This window comes from Butyricicoccus sp. AM27-36, from assembly GCF_003480945.1.
GTDB classification, from domain to species: Bacteria; Bacillota; Clostridia; order Oscillospirales; family Butyricicoccaceae; genus Agathobaculum; species Agathobaculum butyriciproducens.
Window position 1 is genome coordinate 198,242 of the sequence record NZ_QUJR01000001.1, and the last position, 17,085, is coordinate 215,326.

Annotated in this window: 14 protein-coding genes; 13 read left to right on the forward strand and 1 reads right to left on the reverse strand. The window is 49.0% G+C overall.

Features of this window, described 5'->3' with window-relative positions:
* The first annotated feature begins 658 nt into the window (after window positions 1-658).
* Both DW724_RS16335 and DW724_RS00950 read left to right on the forward strand, forming a co-directional pair.
* Window positions 659-835 (forward strand): tyrosine-type recombinase/integrase, encoded by a 177-nt coding sequence (locus tag DW724_RS16335; protein ID WP_117489343.1) that lies wholly within the window; start codon window positions 659-661, stop codon window positions 833-835.
* A 485-nt stretch (window positions 836-1,320) separates the two neighbouring features.
* Window positions 1,321-2,121: a DUF4866 family protein gene (locus DW724_RS00950; protein ID WP_118760356.1), complete on the forward strand. Its 801-nt coding sequence runs from the start codon at window positions 1,321-1,323 to the stop codon at window positions 2,119-2,121.
* A 66-nt stretch (window positions 2,122-2,187) separates the two neighbouring features.
* On the opposite strand, the gene DW724_RS00955 is transcribed toward DW724_RS00950, so the two are convergent.
* The gene (locus DW724_RS00955) at window positions 2,188-3,516 is read right to left on the reverse strand and encodes a threonine/serine ThrE exporter family protein (protein WP_118760357.1); all 1,329 of its coding nucleotides are present in this window, start codon (window positions 3,514-3,516) and stop codon (window positions 2,188-2,190) included.
* A gap of 512 nt (window positions 3,517-4,028) precedes the next feature.
* Between DW724_RS00955 and DW724_RS00965 the strand changes: the two genes are divergently transcribed.
* From DW724_RS00965 to DW724_RS01015, 11 genes are all read left to right on the forward strand, one after another.
* Window positions 4,029-4,388 carry an ArsR/SmtB family transcription factor gene (locus DW724_RS00965; protein WP_118360372.1) on the forward strand — a complete coding sequence of 120 codons (360 nt, stop codon included), beginning with the start codon at window positions 4,029-4,031 and terminating at the stop codon, window positions 4,386-4,388.
* 278 nt (window positions 4,389-4,666) lie between these two features.
* Window positions 4,667-4,957 (forward strand): DUF4491 family protein, encoded by a 291-nt coding sequence (locus tag DW724_RS00970; RefSeq protein ID WP_015552777.1) that lies wholly within the window; start codon window positions 4,667-4,669, stop codon window positions 4,955-4,957.
* Between the two features lie 24 nt (window positions 4,958-4,981).
* On the forward strand, window positions 4,982-5,212 hold the full coding sequence (locus tag DW724_RS00975) for a hypothetical protein (protein ID WP_118760358.1): 231 nt from the start codon (window positions 4,982-4,984) through the stop codon (window positions 5,210-5,212).
* Window positions 5,213-5,323: 111 nt separating this feature from the next.
* Complete coding sequence (locus tag DW724_RS00980; protein WP_118760359.1) at window positions 5,324-7,678, forward strand: heavy metal translocating P-type ATPase; 2,355 nt, start codon at window positions 5,324-5,326, stop codon at window positions 7,676-7,678.
* A 16-nt stretch (window positions 7,679-7,694) separates the two neighbouring features.
* Window positions 7,695-8,213 (forward strand): DUF6921 family protein, encoded by a 519-nt coding sequence (locus tag DW724_RS00985; protein ID WP_110436408.1) that lies wholly within the window; start codon window positions 7,695-7,697, stop codon window positions 8,211-8,213.
* A 9-nt stretch (window positions 8,214-8,222) separates the two neighbouring features.
* A complete protein-coding gene (locus tag DW724_RS00990) occupies window positions 8,223-8,762 on the forward strand; it encodes a pilus assembly protein PilX (protein WP_118760360.1) in 540 nt (179 codons plus the stop codon).
* Complete coding sequence (locus DW724_RS00995; RefSeq protein WP_118760361.1) at window positions 8,759-10,303, forward strand: FAD-dependent oxidoreductase; 1,545 nt, start codon at window positions 8,759-8,761, stop codon at window positions 10,301-10,303. The genes DW724_RS00990 and DW724_RS00995 overlap by 4 nt, the downstream gene beginning before the upstream one ends.
* Window positions 10,300-11,013 (forward strand): 2Fe-2S iron-sulfur cluster-binding protein, encoded by a 714-nt coding sequence (locus DW724_RS01000; protein ID WP_442861181.1) that lies wholly within the window; start codon window positions 10,300-10,302, stop codon window positions 11,011-11,013. Before DW724_RS00995 ends, DW724_RS01000 begins: the two co-directional genes overlap by 4 nt.
* 42 nt (window positions 11,014-11,055) lie before the next feature.
* Window positions 11,056-11,307 carry an MptD family putative ECF transporter S component gene (locus DW724_RS01005; RefSeq protein WP_118760362.1) on the forward strand — a complete coding sequence of 84 codons (252 nt, stop codon included), beginning with the start codon at window positions 11,056-11,058 and terminating at the stop codon, window positions 11,305-11,307.
* A 796-nt stretch (window positions 11,308-12,103) separates the two neighbouring features.
* The gene (locus DW724_RS01010; protein WP_118760363.1) at window positions 12,104-13,960 is read left to right on the forward strand and encodes an ABC transporter substrate-binding protein; all 1,857 of its coding nucleotides are present in this window, start codon (window positions 12,104-12,106) and stop codon (window positions 13,958-13,960) included.
* Between the two features lie 6 nt (window positions 13,961-13,966).
* Entirely contained in the window at window positions 13,967-16,930 is a 2,964-nt protein-coding gene (locus DW724_RS01015) for a hybrid sensor histidine kinase/response regulator (protein WP_118760364.1), read from the forward strand.
* Window positions 16,931-17,085: the final 155 nt, after the last annotated feature.

The following is a 17,085-nucleotide window of genomic DNA, read 5'->3' on the forward strand; positions in this document are numbered from 1 at the left end:
CCTCTTTATTATGTATTATGTATTAAAGGTGGGGCAATAAAAGTAATAAAATGTTTCGATAAAATCGTTGACTTAGATGGAATTGAAGGTTATTATATAATAATGTATGCGTCTGCGGTTAAACAATCAAGCCGTTCTTTGTGTAGAGATCATGTTAGATATAGCATCCTGAGTAACGCAGCAAATTTTTGCCATTTCTATGCCAGCGATATGCCATAACAGGCGCACTACAACTTTCTACAACTTTTCTACAACTTTTGAAGCGAAAAGGACGGCACAAGAGGACACGAGACGAATGAAAAAAATTTCACGAATCGAGTATTGTGCGGGTTTTGAACCCTTACAGAGCGGCATGGAACAGGATGAAGGGAGCCGAATTTTGCTCCCGACAATGAAGCCGCTGGACTAAAAAGTCTAGATATACCGTCACTTTTGGGCATTGTGGGATTGGTTTGACACCAATTTGACACCACATATGAACAAAATGGCTTTACAGAAAGTAAGGAGTTATCCGTTTGGGATAGCTCCTTTTTTCGAATTCTTTTTATGAAGAAATTTCAAGCAAAACACTCCTTTCTCTCATAAAGAGATAATTGATGTATGTGCGTACTGATTAAATTTAACGGAGCAGTGTCTCCTCTTTACAATCAAAACATATATGTTGCGGCATACGTTCTGTACGAGGATGATTCTGGGCGGAATAGACTTGAAAACAGTCCAGATTATTATGGGGCACGCAAATGCCGAAACAACCATGCGCGTTTATGCAAACGTGACCAAAGCGCAAGCCCAGAATGAGATGATGCGAATGGAGGGAAAGATGAAGCTGAAGTAGAATTATGCAACTCAAATCCTGTTTGAGGACACTTGGTTTTTCTGCTACCAATGATATATTTGCGGAAAATGCGTGGTATTTCAGAAATGCACTTGTCCGTGCAAACTATACGAACCTGCAGGAAGGTATTCACGAAACAACGGAGTATCTGGAAGCGTTCCTAAGAAATCTGCTTTTGAACGAGAAGAACGAGCTTCATAATACATATAAGTGGACTTTTGAATGAAGAAAAAGTGGATATGGGAAATGCGAAAGTGGATATTGAAAGCGTGCTTTCCGAAAAAGGCAGTAATTTCTCAGTAAAAACGACGGTTCATATTCGTAGACTCTTTTGTGAATGCTATCCTAATAGTTGGCCACAGGAGATGCGGGAGGTTTGACGGTTACGTTATAATTTGAAAAATACGATTGACATACGAGATAAACAGGGCTATGCTTGTATTGCGAAAAAGCAAGCTCTTGACAGTGCATGAGGAGGAATTATCATGGCATCACTTTTTCCAAGAGAGGAACACGCCGAAGCACTGTTCCACAGAATTCTGAGCAATCCGGGTGCAGAGCAGCAGTTGTACGAAACCTTCTGCATGGAACAGGAGAATGCATCGTTTGAGGATGGCGGCGGTGCAGAGTGCAGCTTTGCGAAAGCGCTTTTGCAGGCTTACGAGAACCGCGATATTTCCGCGCTGACGATTGCGCTATGCAATAACACGATGTTCGATCTGCTGCGCACAGCCTATCTTATTCCGTATCGCTTTCATGGCAAAAACGGCGGGAATCCCAGACTGCTGACCGATGCGAACGGTGAGGTGCGCGAGGAATACCGCAATGCCGTCTCGGCACGAGAACTGCGCAAGTTCCACGATATTTACCGTCAGCACCTGTCTGTACCGCGTGCGGCGCTCTACCTGGCCGATGGCAGTCATCTGCGCCACAAGTACACCAAGGACATGCAGGTGCGGGAGATGTATTCGCCGTCCCGCCGCGGCGTGCTGACGCTGTACGCGCTGCCGGATACGGTCGAGCAGGGTCTGACCGAAGCACAGGCGTACAACATCGTCTGGGACGCATTCAATGAAATCCAGCAGAAGTGTCCGACCGCGATGGTATTCTACGGTCAGGACACCGGCTACAAGTTGCAGAAAAGCCACGATGAACTGGGCGTTCTGCTGCCGCTTAAGGAGTTTGAACATAACATCCTGCACCATCTCGAGCAGGTGGACGGCATTGTGCTGCGCTGTCGTGAGGAGATGATCCATCAGGCTGGCAAGGACTCGCTGCCGCTGTAAAAAGCATAACAAAACCGCTGCTATGAGGAAAACTCACAGCAGCGGTTTTGGCTTGTCTGCAGAAAATCAGGTGCAGTAACGGAACATCTTATCCGTCATAATGCGGGCGAAGATCAGTCCGAGCGGAAGCGCGAGAATGATCAATGTGGCAGACGCGAACCACGAAGCGGAAATGCTCAGGTTCATCATACCGAGATTGTAAATTGCGCGGTAGAGATACAGGCCGGGCACCATAATCACAATAGACGGCACTGTAATCGCGATGCGCGGAAAACCGGAGTGCTTTTTGTACGCAGAAGCCAGCAGTCCGGCGATCATGGCCGCGAAAAATGCGGCAGCCGCAGGCGGCAAAGATGCAAGGTCAACCAGCTCCAGACGCAGCGTGTTGGATATTGCGCCGATAATCGCGGCGGACATCGCCAGTGGTACCGGGCTGTTGAACATGATCGAAAAGCCGAACACACCGCAGAAGCTGGTGAGCAGGCGGAATACGATATACTGCAGCATGCTGAGGTTCAGCGGCAGAAAATCTACCGGTTTGAGGTGCAGCGCGAGCGCCATCAGCCATGCGGCCATCGTGGCAATCAATACGATCATTACCGCGTAGCTGAGCCGTTCGAGACCTGACCGCATATCCAGCTTGGCCATGTCGATGCCGCTGGTGATGAACGGAAATCCGGGAATGATGAACAGCATGGAGCAGATGTAGCCGGCTTCGTGCTGGACATTGATGCCGCAGGTCATCTCGGCAATCTTGAGACAGCCCGCGTACACCAGACAGGCTGCTGCGACCGAAACAGTCGTGCAGAGCACAAGCGTCAGATGGTGCTTGGACAGCTTGCAGCGCACGGCGTTGCCGATACCCGCGCCAAAGAATGCGAGTATCATCTCGACCCAGCCGCCGCCGAGCAGAAACGTAAATGCACCGCAGGCGAGGGCAGCCGCCAGACCGAGCATCAGTGGCGAATACAGTCCGTGCACCTGCTCGATTTCGTCAAGGTGGGTGTGCAGCTGCTCGCCGGTCATACGGGAGCAGATGTCGGCAAACTCAGCGACGAACTGCTCGAGTCGGTTGAGCTTTGAGGTGTTGACGCCTGTGCTGGTCAGCGTGAGCGTTTGCGAAAATGCCTGTTCACCGTCAAAGCAGGTGTATTCGATTGAGGTCAGGCCAATGTCGGCTGCACAGACCAACCCCAGCTCCTCCGCAAGCGTGTTCATCGAACTGCGGACACGCCATGCACCGGTGCCGCATGAGAGCAGCATCAAGCCGGTGCGGCCGATGACGGAGGCCTTCTCGCGCAAGGGCGCGGCAGAGATCGGTAGAGTAGCATCATGTGATGTGTAATCGTGCCACGCAATGTGCATGTGGTTGGGGCGAAAAGCAGTTTGTGGCATAGTAATACACTTCCTTATATGGCTGTATTGTAGTCGTTCTGTGCAGTAAAGTCAATAGATGAATGTAGAAAACGTCTGTTCAATTATTTGTAAAAGTAAATTCCTGTTGGGTGTGGAATTTAGCCTTACAAACTTATTCGCTGTTCACCTGTAGTGGTAAAAATCACATATTTTGCAGAGTCGCCGTATTCTGAGCACTTTGCCTGTGAAGCTTTCAGCAGTTTTGCTTTTTCAACTTCTTTATTAATCTCATATATCTGCTTCTTGGCCAGTTTGGGATTAAAAGTAACAATCCTTTTTTCTGTTATCTTGAACTTTTTAATTTTTCCTGTTTCGGAGTCCTTGAATTTATATTCAAACTCGTCTACACATTCTTTGATGCGGTATAAAAGTATTAAGCAGTTAAAAACAAAAATCCAAGAAGATATTTACTAATCTTATTGACATAGAAAAATAAATGAATATAATCATAGTTGAACAACTATTCAACTAAAATTATACGAGGTAAGTATATGCCTAAACCGTCTTATATTTGTAATTGCGATGTAATTCATGAGGATATTGTGAATGATGTGAAATCCAAGATGCAACCCAAAGATGATTATATCCAGTTAGCATCTTTATTTAAGCTATTTGGAGATGGTACCAGAGTACAAATCTTACACGCTCTGGAACAGAGTGAGATGTGTGTATGTGATCTTGCTGTGCTACTGGGGGTAACGAAATCCGCAATCTCACACCAGTTAAAGGCATTGCGTCTTGCGAATCTGGTAAAATTCCGTAAAGAAGCACAGATAGTTTACTACTCGCTGGCAGATGATCATGTGAAAGAGATTATTGACAAGGGATTTGAGCATCTTTGGCAGAAATAATATTTTTTAATATTATAGTTGAGTAATTGAACAATTAAACAAATTATAGAGTAGGGATGCGCTGATTGCTGCAGGTTATGATCCGTGTAAAAAATGCAATCCATAAAAATGTGTCAGATATTTAAAAAATATGGAAGAGGAAGGCTGTAGTTCTATATTGCAATACTTCTTCTTTGCGCATATTGGATATGTTGTTGAGGGCGACTGTTGCACGCAGAAGATAAGTTGCGCCGGTCTGCGATAATGTGCTGTTTGTATAAGGAAAAGGACAAGGAGTTATGATGAATTTTAGTGGTATATTGATTGGTGTGCTTACCTTTTTTCTGATTGGATTGTTCCATCCTATTGTTATATATGCGGAGTATTACTTTGGAAGCCGCTGTTGGCCGGTATTTTTGCTGGTGGGCATTTTGTGTATGATTCTATCCGTAAGAATGCAGGAAATACTTTGGTCGGTTTCCCTGGGTGTTTTGGGCGTCAGTTGCTTTTGGAGCATTAAGGAACTGAAAGAACAGGAAAAAAGAGTGGCAAAAGGATGGTTCCCGAAGCGGAAGGTGGATAAGCACTAAAGAAGAAAGCGGGGAGATGAGAAGATGGCGGTATGGAGATTACAGGTGAATACTGGAGGAGCGAACGTTGCGGATTATTGCTTGCAAAACCATGTTGCAGCACTTGGGGGCTGGCAAGGTACTTGCTATGGAACGTTTATCAAGGCAATCTTACACGTTTCTGACGAGCTGATTGAAAAAATCTATATCGACTTCTTCAACAGACTGCCAGAATTCATGCAGAACGCCCTAAGTGAAGACTTCCGGGTGGCGTAAGTGGTATTTTTAGGATCTGAAATATAGAGTTTTCAAGGTACAAATCCCACTATTTATGTGGGAAGTTTAAGTGAGTAATTAAACAATTAAACAAATTATAAGGAGATTATCATGAAACGCATATTTCTATTAAAAGGGTTGGACTGTCCAAATTGTTCTGCAAAAATTGAAAAAGAAGTCGGAGAATTGGATGGAGTACAATCCTCAGTTGTAAATTTGATGAAGCAGACGCTTACAATCAATGTTGCTCCAGTTGCCGCAAATACAATAGCCAGTCAGATTGAAACGATTGTCCACAGCCATGAGCCGGGTGTGGAGGTTCAGGAAGAAACAATTATCCCCGTTACAAAGAGTTATTTGTTAAAGGGCTTGGACTGTCCGAACTGCTCCGCAAAAATTGAAAAAGAAGTCGGAGAATTGGATGGAGTACAATCCTCAGTTGTAAATTTGATGAAGCAGACGCTTACAATCAATGTTGCTCAGACAGCCGCAGATACGATAGCCAGTCAGATTGAAACGATTGTCCACAGCCATGAGCCAGATGTAGAAGTTTCCGAAATTGCACAGGAATACTATATACCTGCAAAAAAGCAGGATACCAATACATCCTATAACAATGAGGATAAGAAGTTGACAGTTCGTTTAGCGACTGGTGCAGCAATCTATGCCATTGGTATGGCATTGACTGTTTTTGCGAAAGTGCCACTGCCTATCGAGTTAGCTTTTCTCATTGTTTCTTATGTTATTCTTGGTGGAGATGTTGTATGGCAAGCTGTGAGGAATATTTCAAAGGGACGTGTGTTTGATGAACATTTCCTGATGAGCGTTTCTACGATTGGTGCTTTTGTCATTGGTGAATATCCGGAAGCAGTTGCTGTTATGCTGTTCTATCAAGTCGGTGAATTTTTCCAGTCGTTGGCTGTTGAGCGTTCCAGAAAATCTATATCAGATTTAATGGATATACGTCCGGATTGTGCTACAGTCAGAAGGAACGGAGAATTGATTACCATATCTCCTGAAAGTGTTGCCATTGGTGAGATTATTATTGTAAAGCCTGGTGAAAAAATCCCATTAGACGGTGTGGTATTGGATGGAGATTCTATGCTGGATACGAGGGCTTTAACTGGAGAATCGGTTCCGAGAAGCGTTCATAAAGGAGACGAAGCACTTTCCGGTTGTATGAATCAGACGGGTGTTTTAACGATTAAGACAACGAAAGCATTTGGTGAATCTACTGCTTCAAAGATTATTGATCTTGTGGAGAATGCGTCCAGTAGAAAAGCACCAACAGAAAATTTCATTACTACATTTGCACGTTATTACACTCCTGTTGTTGTAATCTTAGCAGCTATTCTGGCAATTCTGCCACCGATCCTTCTTGGTGGAGGTTGGACAGAATGGATTCGCAGAGGATTTGTTTTCCTTGTGGTATCTTGCCCATGTGCATTGGTCATTTCAATCCCGCTGACTTTCTTTGGAGGCATTGGTGCGGCATCTAAACGAGGTGTTCTTGTAAAAGGAAGTAATTATTTAGAGGCGCTTAATAATATCAGCATTATTGTGTTCGATAAAACTGGAACACTTACAAAGGGTGTTTTCAATGTGACTGATATTCTGCCTGCAAATGGATTTTCAAAAGAACAGGTTCTGGAGTATGCGGCCCAGGCAGAGAGCTTTTCTAACCATCCTATTGCAAAATCCATTCTCTCTGCTTATGGAAAAGAAATTGACCAATCAGTTATCTCTGATTACAAGGAAATTTCCGGATATGGAATCAGTGCCATGGCAGGAAAGAAGAAAGTTTATGCTGGCAATACGAAACTTATGGATTCAGAGCATGTGGAGTACACAGCCTGTGAAAAAGTTGGTACAAAGGTTTATATAGCAGTAGATGGTCAATATGCCGGATGCATTTTGATAACAGATGAAGTAAAGCCGGACAGCAAAAAAGCAATTTCTGATTTGAAACATATCGGTGTGGGAAAAACAGTCATGCTTACTGGTGATGATGAAAAAATCGGAAAGGCTGTTGCGGAAGAATTGCGGTTGGATGAATATTATGCACAACTGTTTCCTGATCAAAAAGTGGAAAAGGTTGAGCTTTTAGACAGTAAAAAGAGACAGGGAAGCAAATTAGCTTTTGTTGGTGATGGTATCAATGACGCTCCTGTCCTTGCTCGTGCGGATGTTGGTATCGCAATGGGTGGGCTTGGTTCGGATGCGGCCATTGAAGCAGCAGATGTAGTTCTGATGACAGATGAACCGTCTAAGCTGGTGGACGCGATTGAAGTAGCAAAAGCGACAAAACAGATTGTCATGCAGAATATAGTGATTGCTCTTGGGATTAAGAGTGTGTTCCTGATTCTTGGCGCTCTTGGTATTGCGGGAATGTGGGAAGCTGTATTTGGTGATGTAGGCGTTACCATAATTGCCGTCTTGAACGCAATGAGGATTTTGAAAAAATAAGAAACGAGGTGGTAATGTGAAACGGAAACTGATTCTGTTAGCAGTTACAATTGTTTTTCTTGCAGGTTTCGGTGCACTTTTACACTCACCGCCCTCTATGATTGATGCAATCACAGGAGCAACACCGAAGTCAAAAAAGGCGGCTCAAGCCTCCGCACAGTTGGAAGGCTCTTATGTTCTCGGTATTAATATGATGTCAGATGGTCTCGACAACGAGAACACCCGGAATAAATTAAAAGAATTGGCACTGGACGATTCGGAAACAAATGAAACAGATCTCATGAAAACGGACATTAGTTTTCGGTTATATGTATCTGAGACGGATTATCCGCTTGTCAGTTATGCTAAGAAACTCTGCGACAGGTTGGAACAGGCCGGTTTTTCCGTGGATTTGACGGAGTACAGTAACAACATGCTGCTGTCCAGAGTGATAAGCGGAAAGTATGACGTGTTCTTGGCATCGGATAATTTCATGGATATTACGACGCTTGAGCAGATGGACTACATAATTATGGACAGCGAAGAAATGAGGTGAGTGGGTCTTATGAGAAAATGGAATACATTTTTGTCTGTTTTGATGCTTCTCATTTTTATGATTCATGGGATCATGGGCAGCTTTATGCTGGTTGGGGTAGGAAGTAGCGCCGGGAAAGTTCTTGCTTGGATTGGAGTCGCGATTCTTGTTGTCCATACCGCCATTGGCATTTTGTTGACGGTTCGGAGCCTGCGAACTGCTAAACAAGCAGGTCAAAAATATCTGAAGCAGAACAATATCTTTTGGGCGAGACGTGCCAGCGGGCTGGCGATACTAATTCTGCTGTTCTTCCACATCGGCTTGTTTGGAAAAGTGCAGAACGGAATATATATTCTGTTCCCTTTTACAACTGTAAAGATGGTAACTCAGCTTTTGTTCGTAGCGGCAATCTTTGTTCATATTTTTATCAATATCCGCCCATTGCTCGTATCACTGGGAATCATCAGTTATAAAGAACGCCGGAACGATATTTACCTGATCCTTTCGGTGCTCCTCCTATTTATTGCTGGAGCAGTCATTTTATACTATATTGGATGGCAATATCTATGAGTAAGACAATTATTATTATAGGTGCTGGACTGGCAGGACTTTCAGCGGCTTTGCAGGCAGCGGAAAATGGATGCAATGTAAAACTGGTTTCCTCCTTTCCATCAGAGCGGGCGCAGTCTGTTATGGCGGAGGGCGGTATCAACGCAGCTTTGAATACAAAAGATGAAAACGACAGTCCCGAAGAACATTTCACAGATACAATAAAGGTGGCTTGCGGTCTGGCAGACCCAAATGCAGTTTGGGGAATGACACAGGCAGCACCGGAGCTGGTGCACTGGCTGTTAAAACTTGGAGTTCAATTTAACATGAGCGGCTATGATGATGTGGATTTGCGGAATTTTGGCGGGCAGAAAAAGAAACGGACTGCCTTTGCACAGAGTGACACCGGGAAGCAGATTATGACCGCTATGATTGACGCTGTTCGTCGAAAAGAAGGGGCTGGTATGGTAGAACGGTTTAGCCACCATTCTTTCCTGACGCTTCGACTGTGCGGCAGTGTTTGCTGTGGTTGTGTAATTAGGGATGAATACAGTCAGGAAATTGTGGAATTACCGGGGAATGCGGTCATTGTTGCCTCCGGTGGTATGCACGGATTGTTTGGGAATACAACAGGTTCGCTGTCCAATACGGGAGAAGTAACCGCAGAATTGTTCCGGCTTGGTGTTCCTCTGGCAAATGGTGAAATGATCCAGTATCATCCGACTACTGTGGAATGCGGCGGGAAACGTATGCTTATCAGCGAGGCAGCCAGAGGGGAAGGCGGCAGGCTGTTTGCTCTCAGAAACAATCAGCCGTGGTATTTCATGGAGGAAAAATACCCGGAGCTTGGAAATCTGATGCCCCGTGATATTACCGCCAGAGAAATATGGAAGGTCAGCCATGAATCCGAGGTATTTCTTGATATGACGGAAATATCGAAGGAGGTCATTTCAAATAAGCTGTCTGGCTTAGCAGATGACTGCATGACATATCTGCATAAGGATATTCGGAAGGAACCTGTGCCTGTTTTGCCAGGAATCCACTACTTCATGGGTGGTATTCTTGTGGATGAGCAGCACAGAACGTCGATTCAGAATCTTTATGCTGCCGGGGAATGCTGTGCCCAATATCATGGTGCAAACCGTCTGGGTGGTAATTCCCTGTTGGGCGCATTGTACGGAGGACGTGTTGCGGCAAAGTCAGCCTGCGAACAAGCTGACGGCGTAGTTTTATCTTGTGCGGCGCAGATAGATATTCCACCAGTACAGGAAATTGTGGGAACAAAACAATTAAATCAGGCTATGCAGGATTCTCTTGGGGTTGTTAGAAATGGAAATTCCCTGTTAAAAGGGATTCGGAAAGTGCAGGAACTAAAAGGAACTCTGCCGTTGCTTGGTCTTGCAGTTCTCCAAAGCGCCTTTGCCCGAAAAGAAAGCCGGGGAGCGCACTGGCGGGAGGATTATCCTGAATGCAACAACAGGGATTTTCTCAAAACGACGGTGGCACGATTTGACGGAAAGCAGATACAAATTTCCTTTATGTCTGTTCCAGAGAGGCGGTGATTAACTTGGTATATAAAGTACGGATTCGGCGACAAGAGAATCAGAAATCAGACAGCTATTGGCAGGAATTTGAGTTTGGCGGAAGTGAAAATAGTTCTATTGCCGCTGTCTTAAACGAATTGAATAGTCGTAGCCCACTGACAGATGCATGTGGGAATACGGCTGCTCCTATTGGATGGGAATGCAGTTGTATGGTACGTAAATGCGGAGCGTGTGCCATGCTGATCAACGGACTTCCCCGGCTGGCCTGCTCTACATTTCTGAATATGCTAAAGAGCAGTACCGTTACGCTGGAACCACTCAGTAAGTTTCCTCTTGTCAGGGATCTGATTGTTGACCGGTCATTCCTGTTTGAGAACTTGAAGAAACTAAACCTTTGGTTGGAAAGCGAAGCCTATATGATTGAATTTACACACGAACCGAGGTATCAGTCGGCTCGCTGCCTGATGTGCGGGTGCTGCCTTGAGGTTTGTCCAAACTTTTCTTCAAAGGGTACTTTTGCTGGAGCGGTTGCAGCGGTCAACGCTTTTCGGATTCTGAATGAAGAACAGGAAATAAGCCATCGAAACGATGTTTCAACTCAATATAAGGAAAATTATTTTGAGGGATGCGGGAAATCATTAGCTTGCCATAACATTTGCCCGATTGGTCTACCTGTCGAAGAATTGATCGTGAGGTCAAATTCGGTAGCTATTTGGGGAAGACAGTGAGTATCAAAATGCTGATTAAAAAAACATGATTAACCTACATCTATGGTTTTACCAAAAATAGAGACATATCCTTTGTTTCGGTGTGTTAGCGGTTTTATTATGGACTGGATTCCGTATATGTATACTGTGGCAAAGATACCAAAAACAGGAGTAGTTCTTGTAATGAACCTGTTTGTTGCAGCCGCTTTTCTGGCTTTTGGGGAACTTGCAAATCTGCTGCTTGTCAGTTTGAGTGTTTGCTCTATTTTAGGGGGAATTGTTCGGAAATGGGTCGAATATAAGAATTATAAGTAATCAGCGATTTTGGGAAAAGCAGGCTGAGGCGTTCGGGAAGCGGTTTTTGAATTTTGAGCGAATGGGTACAGTTGAAATTTCAAGTAGCAGAGCGCCGAAAAAGTGGTATAATGAACGAGTAAAAGGAAGACAGATGCGAACAAAGCGTGAGTGCAGGCGGTACTTCGCTGTGTATGTCGCGTATGCCAAAGCGTGTGCCAGCAAGTGGATTGTAAACAACAAGGAATCGCAGACTTTTAATCGGGGTCGATTTAACCGCTGTTGAGCGACCGCAGAGGGTCAACAGGGGCTTGCAGACCTTTGTCCGTTCAGGTCATAATTTCCCGACGATGAAGCCGCTGGACTGATTGCGGGCGCACAAGGCAGAATAACCGTGTATACGCGAGATTCTGCAGATAGCTTACACCAAATTACCACAGGCTTGCAGCAAAGGAAGCCTTGGAAATGTACAGATTGAATTTGGGCAATCGACCCGTCGAGAAATCGGCGGGTCTTTTTTTTGCCCATCGGAGGCGCGGCGGTGTGTTCTTTTCGCAGCCTTGCAGCTGCACAGCGTTTCACGCCGGTATCCCATTTCAACTTGTTTTACAGGAATATTCGCCGCAAAAGCGCTCCGGATACGGCATATAGTCTGTGTTTTTGCCTGTTTTGGCAGAAAAAAGGTGAAATTCCTTGAAATACCGTCCGCGAAGTGCTATGCTATTCTTATATAATGCCGTTTTGCGGCGAGAAATGAGGAAAAAGAAGGGCAGTCTGTCGGGGAGAGGCGGCTGTCACGGGTAAGGAGAATTGGTTGATGAAAACAAAAAAGCGGAAGCGCGGACTGTCCTTCCTGCTCGCGGTACTGGTAACAGCGGCATGTCTGCTGACCGGCTGCGGCACACAAAAGAGCGAAGCGCAGGAGGACGCGGAAACCATTCAGGTCTATCTGTGGAACACCACGCTGTACGAAAAATATGCCCCCTATATCCAGTCGCAGCTGCCGGATGTGAATATTGAGTTCATTGTCGGCAATAACGATCTGGATTTTTACAAATTTCTGAACGAGAACGGCGGCCTGCCGGACATCATTACCTGCTGCCGCTTCTCGCTGCATGATGCTGCGCCGCTCAAGGACAGTCTGATGAACCTCGCCACGACCAACGAGGCGGGCGCGGTCTACAACACCTACCTCAACAGCTTCAAAAACGAGGACGGCAGCGTAAACTGGCTGCCGGTCTGCGCGGACGCGCACGGCTTTGTGGTCAACCGCAGTCTGTTCGAGAAATACGGCATTCCGCTGCCCACCGATTACGACAGCTTTGTTTCCGCCTGTCAAGCGTTTGAAAAGCGCGGCATCCGCGGCTTTGATGCGGACTATTTCTACGATTACACCTGCATGGAAACGCTTCAGGGACTTTCGGTTTCCGAGCTTTCCTCGGCGGAAGGCCGCAAATGGCGCACCGCCTACAGCGACCCGGCCAGCACCGAGAAAGTCGGTCTGGATGACACCGTTTGGCCGACCGCATTCAAGAACCTCGAGCAGTTCATCCACGATACCGGCCTGAACGCCGCTGACCTGACACTGATCTACGAGGACATCATGGACCGGATGCGCAGCGGCGAGCTTGCCATGTTCTTCGGCAGCTCTGCTAATGTTAAAATCCTGCAGGATGAGGGCATTGATACGACCTTCCTGCCGTTCTTCGGTCAGGACGGGCAGCAGTGGCTGATGACCACCCCGTATTTTCAGGTTGCGCTGAGCCGCAATCTCGAGCAGGACAGCAACCGCCGCGACAAGGCGATGCAGGTGCTCCGTGTCATGCTCTCCGAGGACGCACAGAACCGCATCGTCTATGACGGACAGGACATTCTGAGCTACAGCCAGAACGTCAGCCTTCGTCTGACCGATTATCTTGAGGACGTGCGCCCGGTGGTCGAGCAGAACCATATGTACATCCGCATCGCCTCCAACGATTTCTTCTCGGTCTCCAAGGATGTGGTCTCGCGCATGATCGCAGGAGAATATACGGCAGAGCAGGCGTATCAGGCGTTCAACGCGCAGCTGCTTGCGGATGAGCCTGCCGCGGATACGGCTGTGCTGACCTTGGACAAGGGCTATTCAAACGTTTTCCATGCGGACAGCGGCAATGCCTCCTTCTCCGTGATGGCGAACACGCTGCGCGGCGTGTATGACACCGATGTGCTCATTGCTGCGGCGAACAGCTTTACCGGCAGCGTGCTGGCGGCAGACTACACCGAGAATATGGCTGCCTCTATGATCATGCCGAACGATCTGCGCGCGTATCAGCGCACGATGAACGGTGCGGAGCTGACCGAGACCGTCCGCGCCTTTGTCGAGGGCTGCGAGGGCGGCTTTACGCCGTTTAACCGCGGCTCTCTGCCGGTGGTCAGCGGCATCGCCATCGAGGTCAAGGAGGAAAACGGCGGCTTTACGCTGACCGGGATCACGCGGGACGGCAAACCGCTCCGCGAGGACGAGACCGTAACCGTAACCTGTCTGGCGACGGTGGGCAGCATGGCGCCGCTGTTTGCGGACGAGAGCCGTGCCTTCGAGGGTGGCGACACGAGAGTTCGGGACACCTGGAGCGCGTATGTCTCCGAGGGGAATGCCGTACTGGCGGAGCCGGAAAACTATATTACATTGAGGTAAACGGAAATGGCAGATAAAACACGCGGAAGCAAAATAAAATACCGCTTCCTGAAAAAATGGCGCCGCCCTGCCGCCGCACTGTTGGCTCTGGCGGTGCTGCTCGGCGGCATCTGCTATCGGTATTTCTTGTTTATGTCGCAGACGGTCTATCGGGAGAGCACCTCGCATCTGTCGGAGATCCTGCGTAAATCCGACAATATGCTGAACCATCTGGTCAGCCGAAACCAGATGCTGCTGCATCTGTGGAACGATTTTCTGAAAAACGCCTCGAGCGAAGAACAGATCCGCTCTAGTCTGAACGAGATGCAGAAGGAGACCGGCTGCGCCGCCCTCTACTTCCTCGCCTCGGACGGCAGCTGCATGACGCAGGACGGCGAAAAGAGCAGCCTTGGCTCGCAGACCGATCTGGACACGCAGCTTTTCGCCGGAGAGGACGTCGTTGTGAATGCGGTGCTGCCCGGAAAGCCGCAGATGCTCGTGTTCGCCTGCCCGGAGATACAGGGAATCTACCGCGGCTTCGCCTATGATGCGATCGCCATCGCCTACTATAATGATACGGTGCTGAACGCGATCGACAACTCCGCCTTCGAGGGCACGAGCCACAACTATGTTGTCTACCCGGACGGGCGCGTTGTGCTCGACAGCGAGGCTGACGGTGAGAACGGCAGCGAGGAATCGGTCTATAATTTCCTCGCGGAGCTGCGCAGCAGCTCCAATCTGTCCGATAAAGCGTTCGACGCGCTGAGTGACGATTTCGCGCAGGGCAGGAACGGCAGTCTGATGCTGACGCTGCATGGAACCCGGTACTATCTGGTCTACGAGAACACAGGCATCCAGGACTGGATCATGCTCAGCCTTGTCCCGGTCAGCGTTGTTAACGCCAGCATGGATACGCTGTGGCACCGGACGGTCGAGATCGTGACCGCTATTGCGTGCCTGCTTATGGTGCTGCTCATCGCGCTCATCGTGCACAGAAGCCGCGATGCGCTGCGTCGGAGAGATACCGAGATCCTGTACAAGGATGAGCTGTTCACCCGGCTCTCACGCAACGTGGACGACGTTTTCTTCATGCTGGATGCCGAAACCTCCCGCACGGACTATGTCAGCCCGAACATCGAGCGGCTGCTGGGCGTGCCGCTCAAGCAGGTGCAGCAGGACATCCGTGCACTGCGGGCGCTGCACCCGAAGGACTCTCCCGACCACGATAAGAACTTCCTCGCGGGGATTCAGTGCGGCGAGCAGAGCGAATGGGATGCCGATTATGCCCATCAGCAGACTGGTGAGCGCCGCTGGTTCCACATCGTTGCCATGGGCAGCGAGGTCGCAGGCCGGACCAAGTACATCCTCGTGATGTCCGACCGCACGGCTGATCGGAAGATCAATCAGGCGCTTTCCGAGGCGGTTGCGGCCGCCGAAGCCGCCAGCCGCGCCAAGAGCACCTTCCTGTCCAATATGTCGCACGATATTCGCACACCGATGAATGCGATCATCGGATTTACCACCCTTGCGGTCAGCAATATCGATAATCAGGAACGGGTGAAGGACTATCTGACCAAAACCCTCTCCTCGAGCCGCCACCTGCTTGCGCTCATCAACGATATTCTGGACATGAGCCGCATCGAGAGCGGCAAGCTCCAGCTGGAGGAAACCGAGGTCAACCTGTCCGAGATGCTGCACGACATCAAGACCATCGTCGGCGGACAGGTGCACGCCAAGCAGCTCGAGCTTTATATGGATGCGCTTGACGTTACCGATGAGGACGTTTACTGCGACCGGACACGGATGGGGCAGATCCTGCTCAACCTGCTGTCCAACGCAATCAAGTTCACGCCGGCGGGCGGCACGGTTTCCGTGCGTGTCCGGCAGCTTGCCGGAACCGTGCGCGACTGTGCACAGTACGAGTTCCGTGTCCGCGACAACGGCATCGGCATGAGTCCGGAGTTCGCGCAGAAGATTTTTGAGCCGTTTGAACGCGAGCGTACCTCCACGGTCAGCCGGATACAGGGAACCGGCCTCGGCATGGCCATCACCCGGAATATCGTCGAGATGATGGGCGGCACGATCAAGGTGCAGACCGAGAAGAACCGAGGCACCGAGTTTATCATCTGCCTGCCGCTGCGCGTGCAGACCGGTAGCCGCCGCGAGGAAAAGATTGCGGAGCTTGCCGGCCTCAAGGCGCTGGTGGTGGACGACGATTTCAACACCTGCGACAGCGTGGCAAAGCTGCTGACCCGTGTGGGAATGCGTGCGGAGTGGACGCTCTCCGGCCGGGAGGCCGTGCTGCGTGCGCGGCAGTCCATCGAGTTGGACGACCCCTGCCGCGCCTATATCATCGACTGGCGGCTGCCGGACATGAACGGCATCGAGGTCACGCGCCAGATCCGCAGCCTGAACGATGACACCCCCATCATCATCCTGACCGCCTACGACTGGTCGGATATCGAAGCGGAGGCGAAGGCGGCAGGCGTGACGGCCTTCTGCTCCAAGCCGATGTTCCTGTCCGACCTGCGCGACACCCTGCTGACAGCCATCGGACACATGCAGACGGCAGATGAGCAGGACATCCTGCCCGGGAAAAACGCCGACTTCCGCGGACGGCATATCCTGCTGGTTGAGGATAACGAGCTGAACCGTGAGATTGCGATGACAATCCTGCACGAGTATGGTTTTCTGGTCGATACCGCCGAGAACGGCGCGGTCGCGGTGGAGAAGGTTCGCACCTCGGACCCGGGTCGCTATGATCTGGTGCTGATGGATGTGCAGATGCCGGTCATGGACGGCTACACCGCCACCCAGCGCATTCGTGCGCTGAAGGACCCGGCGCGCGCCGCAGTCCCGATCGTTGCCATGACGGCCAACGTGTTTGAGGAGGAGCGAAAGCAGGCGTTCGACTGCGGCATGAACGGCTTTTTGTCCAAGCCGATCGTGGTTGAGGAGCTGATCGACGCGCTGAAGGGCATTATGCACTGACCGCGCCATGCGGATACATCAAAACCCGGAGTACCGGCCGAAAACGGCTGACGGTACTTCGGGTTTTTCGGATATGCAGAGGAAAATAAATGCCGCTGCGCCGCAATCTTCGCTTTCTTTTTGGGTCGGGAAATAGTATAATTATGGCATGGAAA

What these genes read in the sequence shown, in the direction of transcription:
- DW724_RS00995 (WP_118760361.1), top strand. Translation starts at nt 8,759, where the DNA reads ATGAGTAAGACAATTATTATTATAGGTGCTGGACTGGCAGGACTTTCA.
- DW724_RS01005 (WP_118760362.1), top strand. Translation starts at nt 11,056, where the DNA reads ATGGTTTTACCAAAAATAGAGACATATCCTTTGTTTCGGTGTGTTAGC.
- DW724_RS00970 (WP_015552777.1), top strand. Translation starts at nt 4,667, where the DNA reads ATGATGAATTTTAGTGGTATATTGATTGGTGTGCTTACCTTTTTTCTG.
- DW724_RS01015 (WP_118760364.1), top strand. Translation starts at nt 13,967, where the DNA reads ATGGCAGATAAAACACGCGGAAGCAAAATAAAATACCGCTTCCTGAAA.
- DW724_RS01010 (WP_118760363.1), top strand. Translation starts at nt 12,104, where the DNA reads ATGAAAACAAAAAAGCGGAAGCGCGGACTGTCCTTCCTGCTCGCGGTA.
- DW724_RS00965 (WP_118360372.1), top strand. Translation starts at nt 4,029, where the DNA reads ATGCCTAAACCGTCTTATATTTGTAATTGCGATGTAATTCATGAGGAT.
- DW724_RS00950 (WP_118760356.1), top strand. Translation starts at nt 1,321, where the DNA reads ATGGCATCACTTTTTCCAAGAGAGGAACACGCCGAAGCACTGTTCCAC.
- DW724_RS16335 (WP_117489343.1), top strand. Translation starts at nt 659, where the DNA reads ATGTTGCGGCATACGTTCTGTACGAGGATGATTCTGGGCGGAATAGAC.
- DW724_RS00975 (WP_118760358.1), top strand. Translation starts at nt 4,982, where the DNA reads ATGGCGGTATGGAGATTACAGGTGAATACTGGAGGAGCGAACGTTGCG.
- DW724_RS00980 (WP_118760359.1), top strand. Translation starts at nt 5,324, where the DNA reads ATGAAACGCATATTTCTATTAAAAGGGTTGGACTGTCCAAATTGTTCT.
- DW724_RS00955 (WP_118760357.1), bottom strand. Translation starts at nt 3,516, where the DNA reads ATGCCACAAACTGCTTTTCGCCCCAACCACATGCACATTGCGTGGCAC.
- DW724_RS00990 (WP_118760360.1), top strand. Translation starts at nt 8,223, where the DNA reads ATGAGAAAATGGAATACATTTTTGTCTGTTTTGATGCTTCTCATTTTT.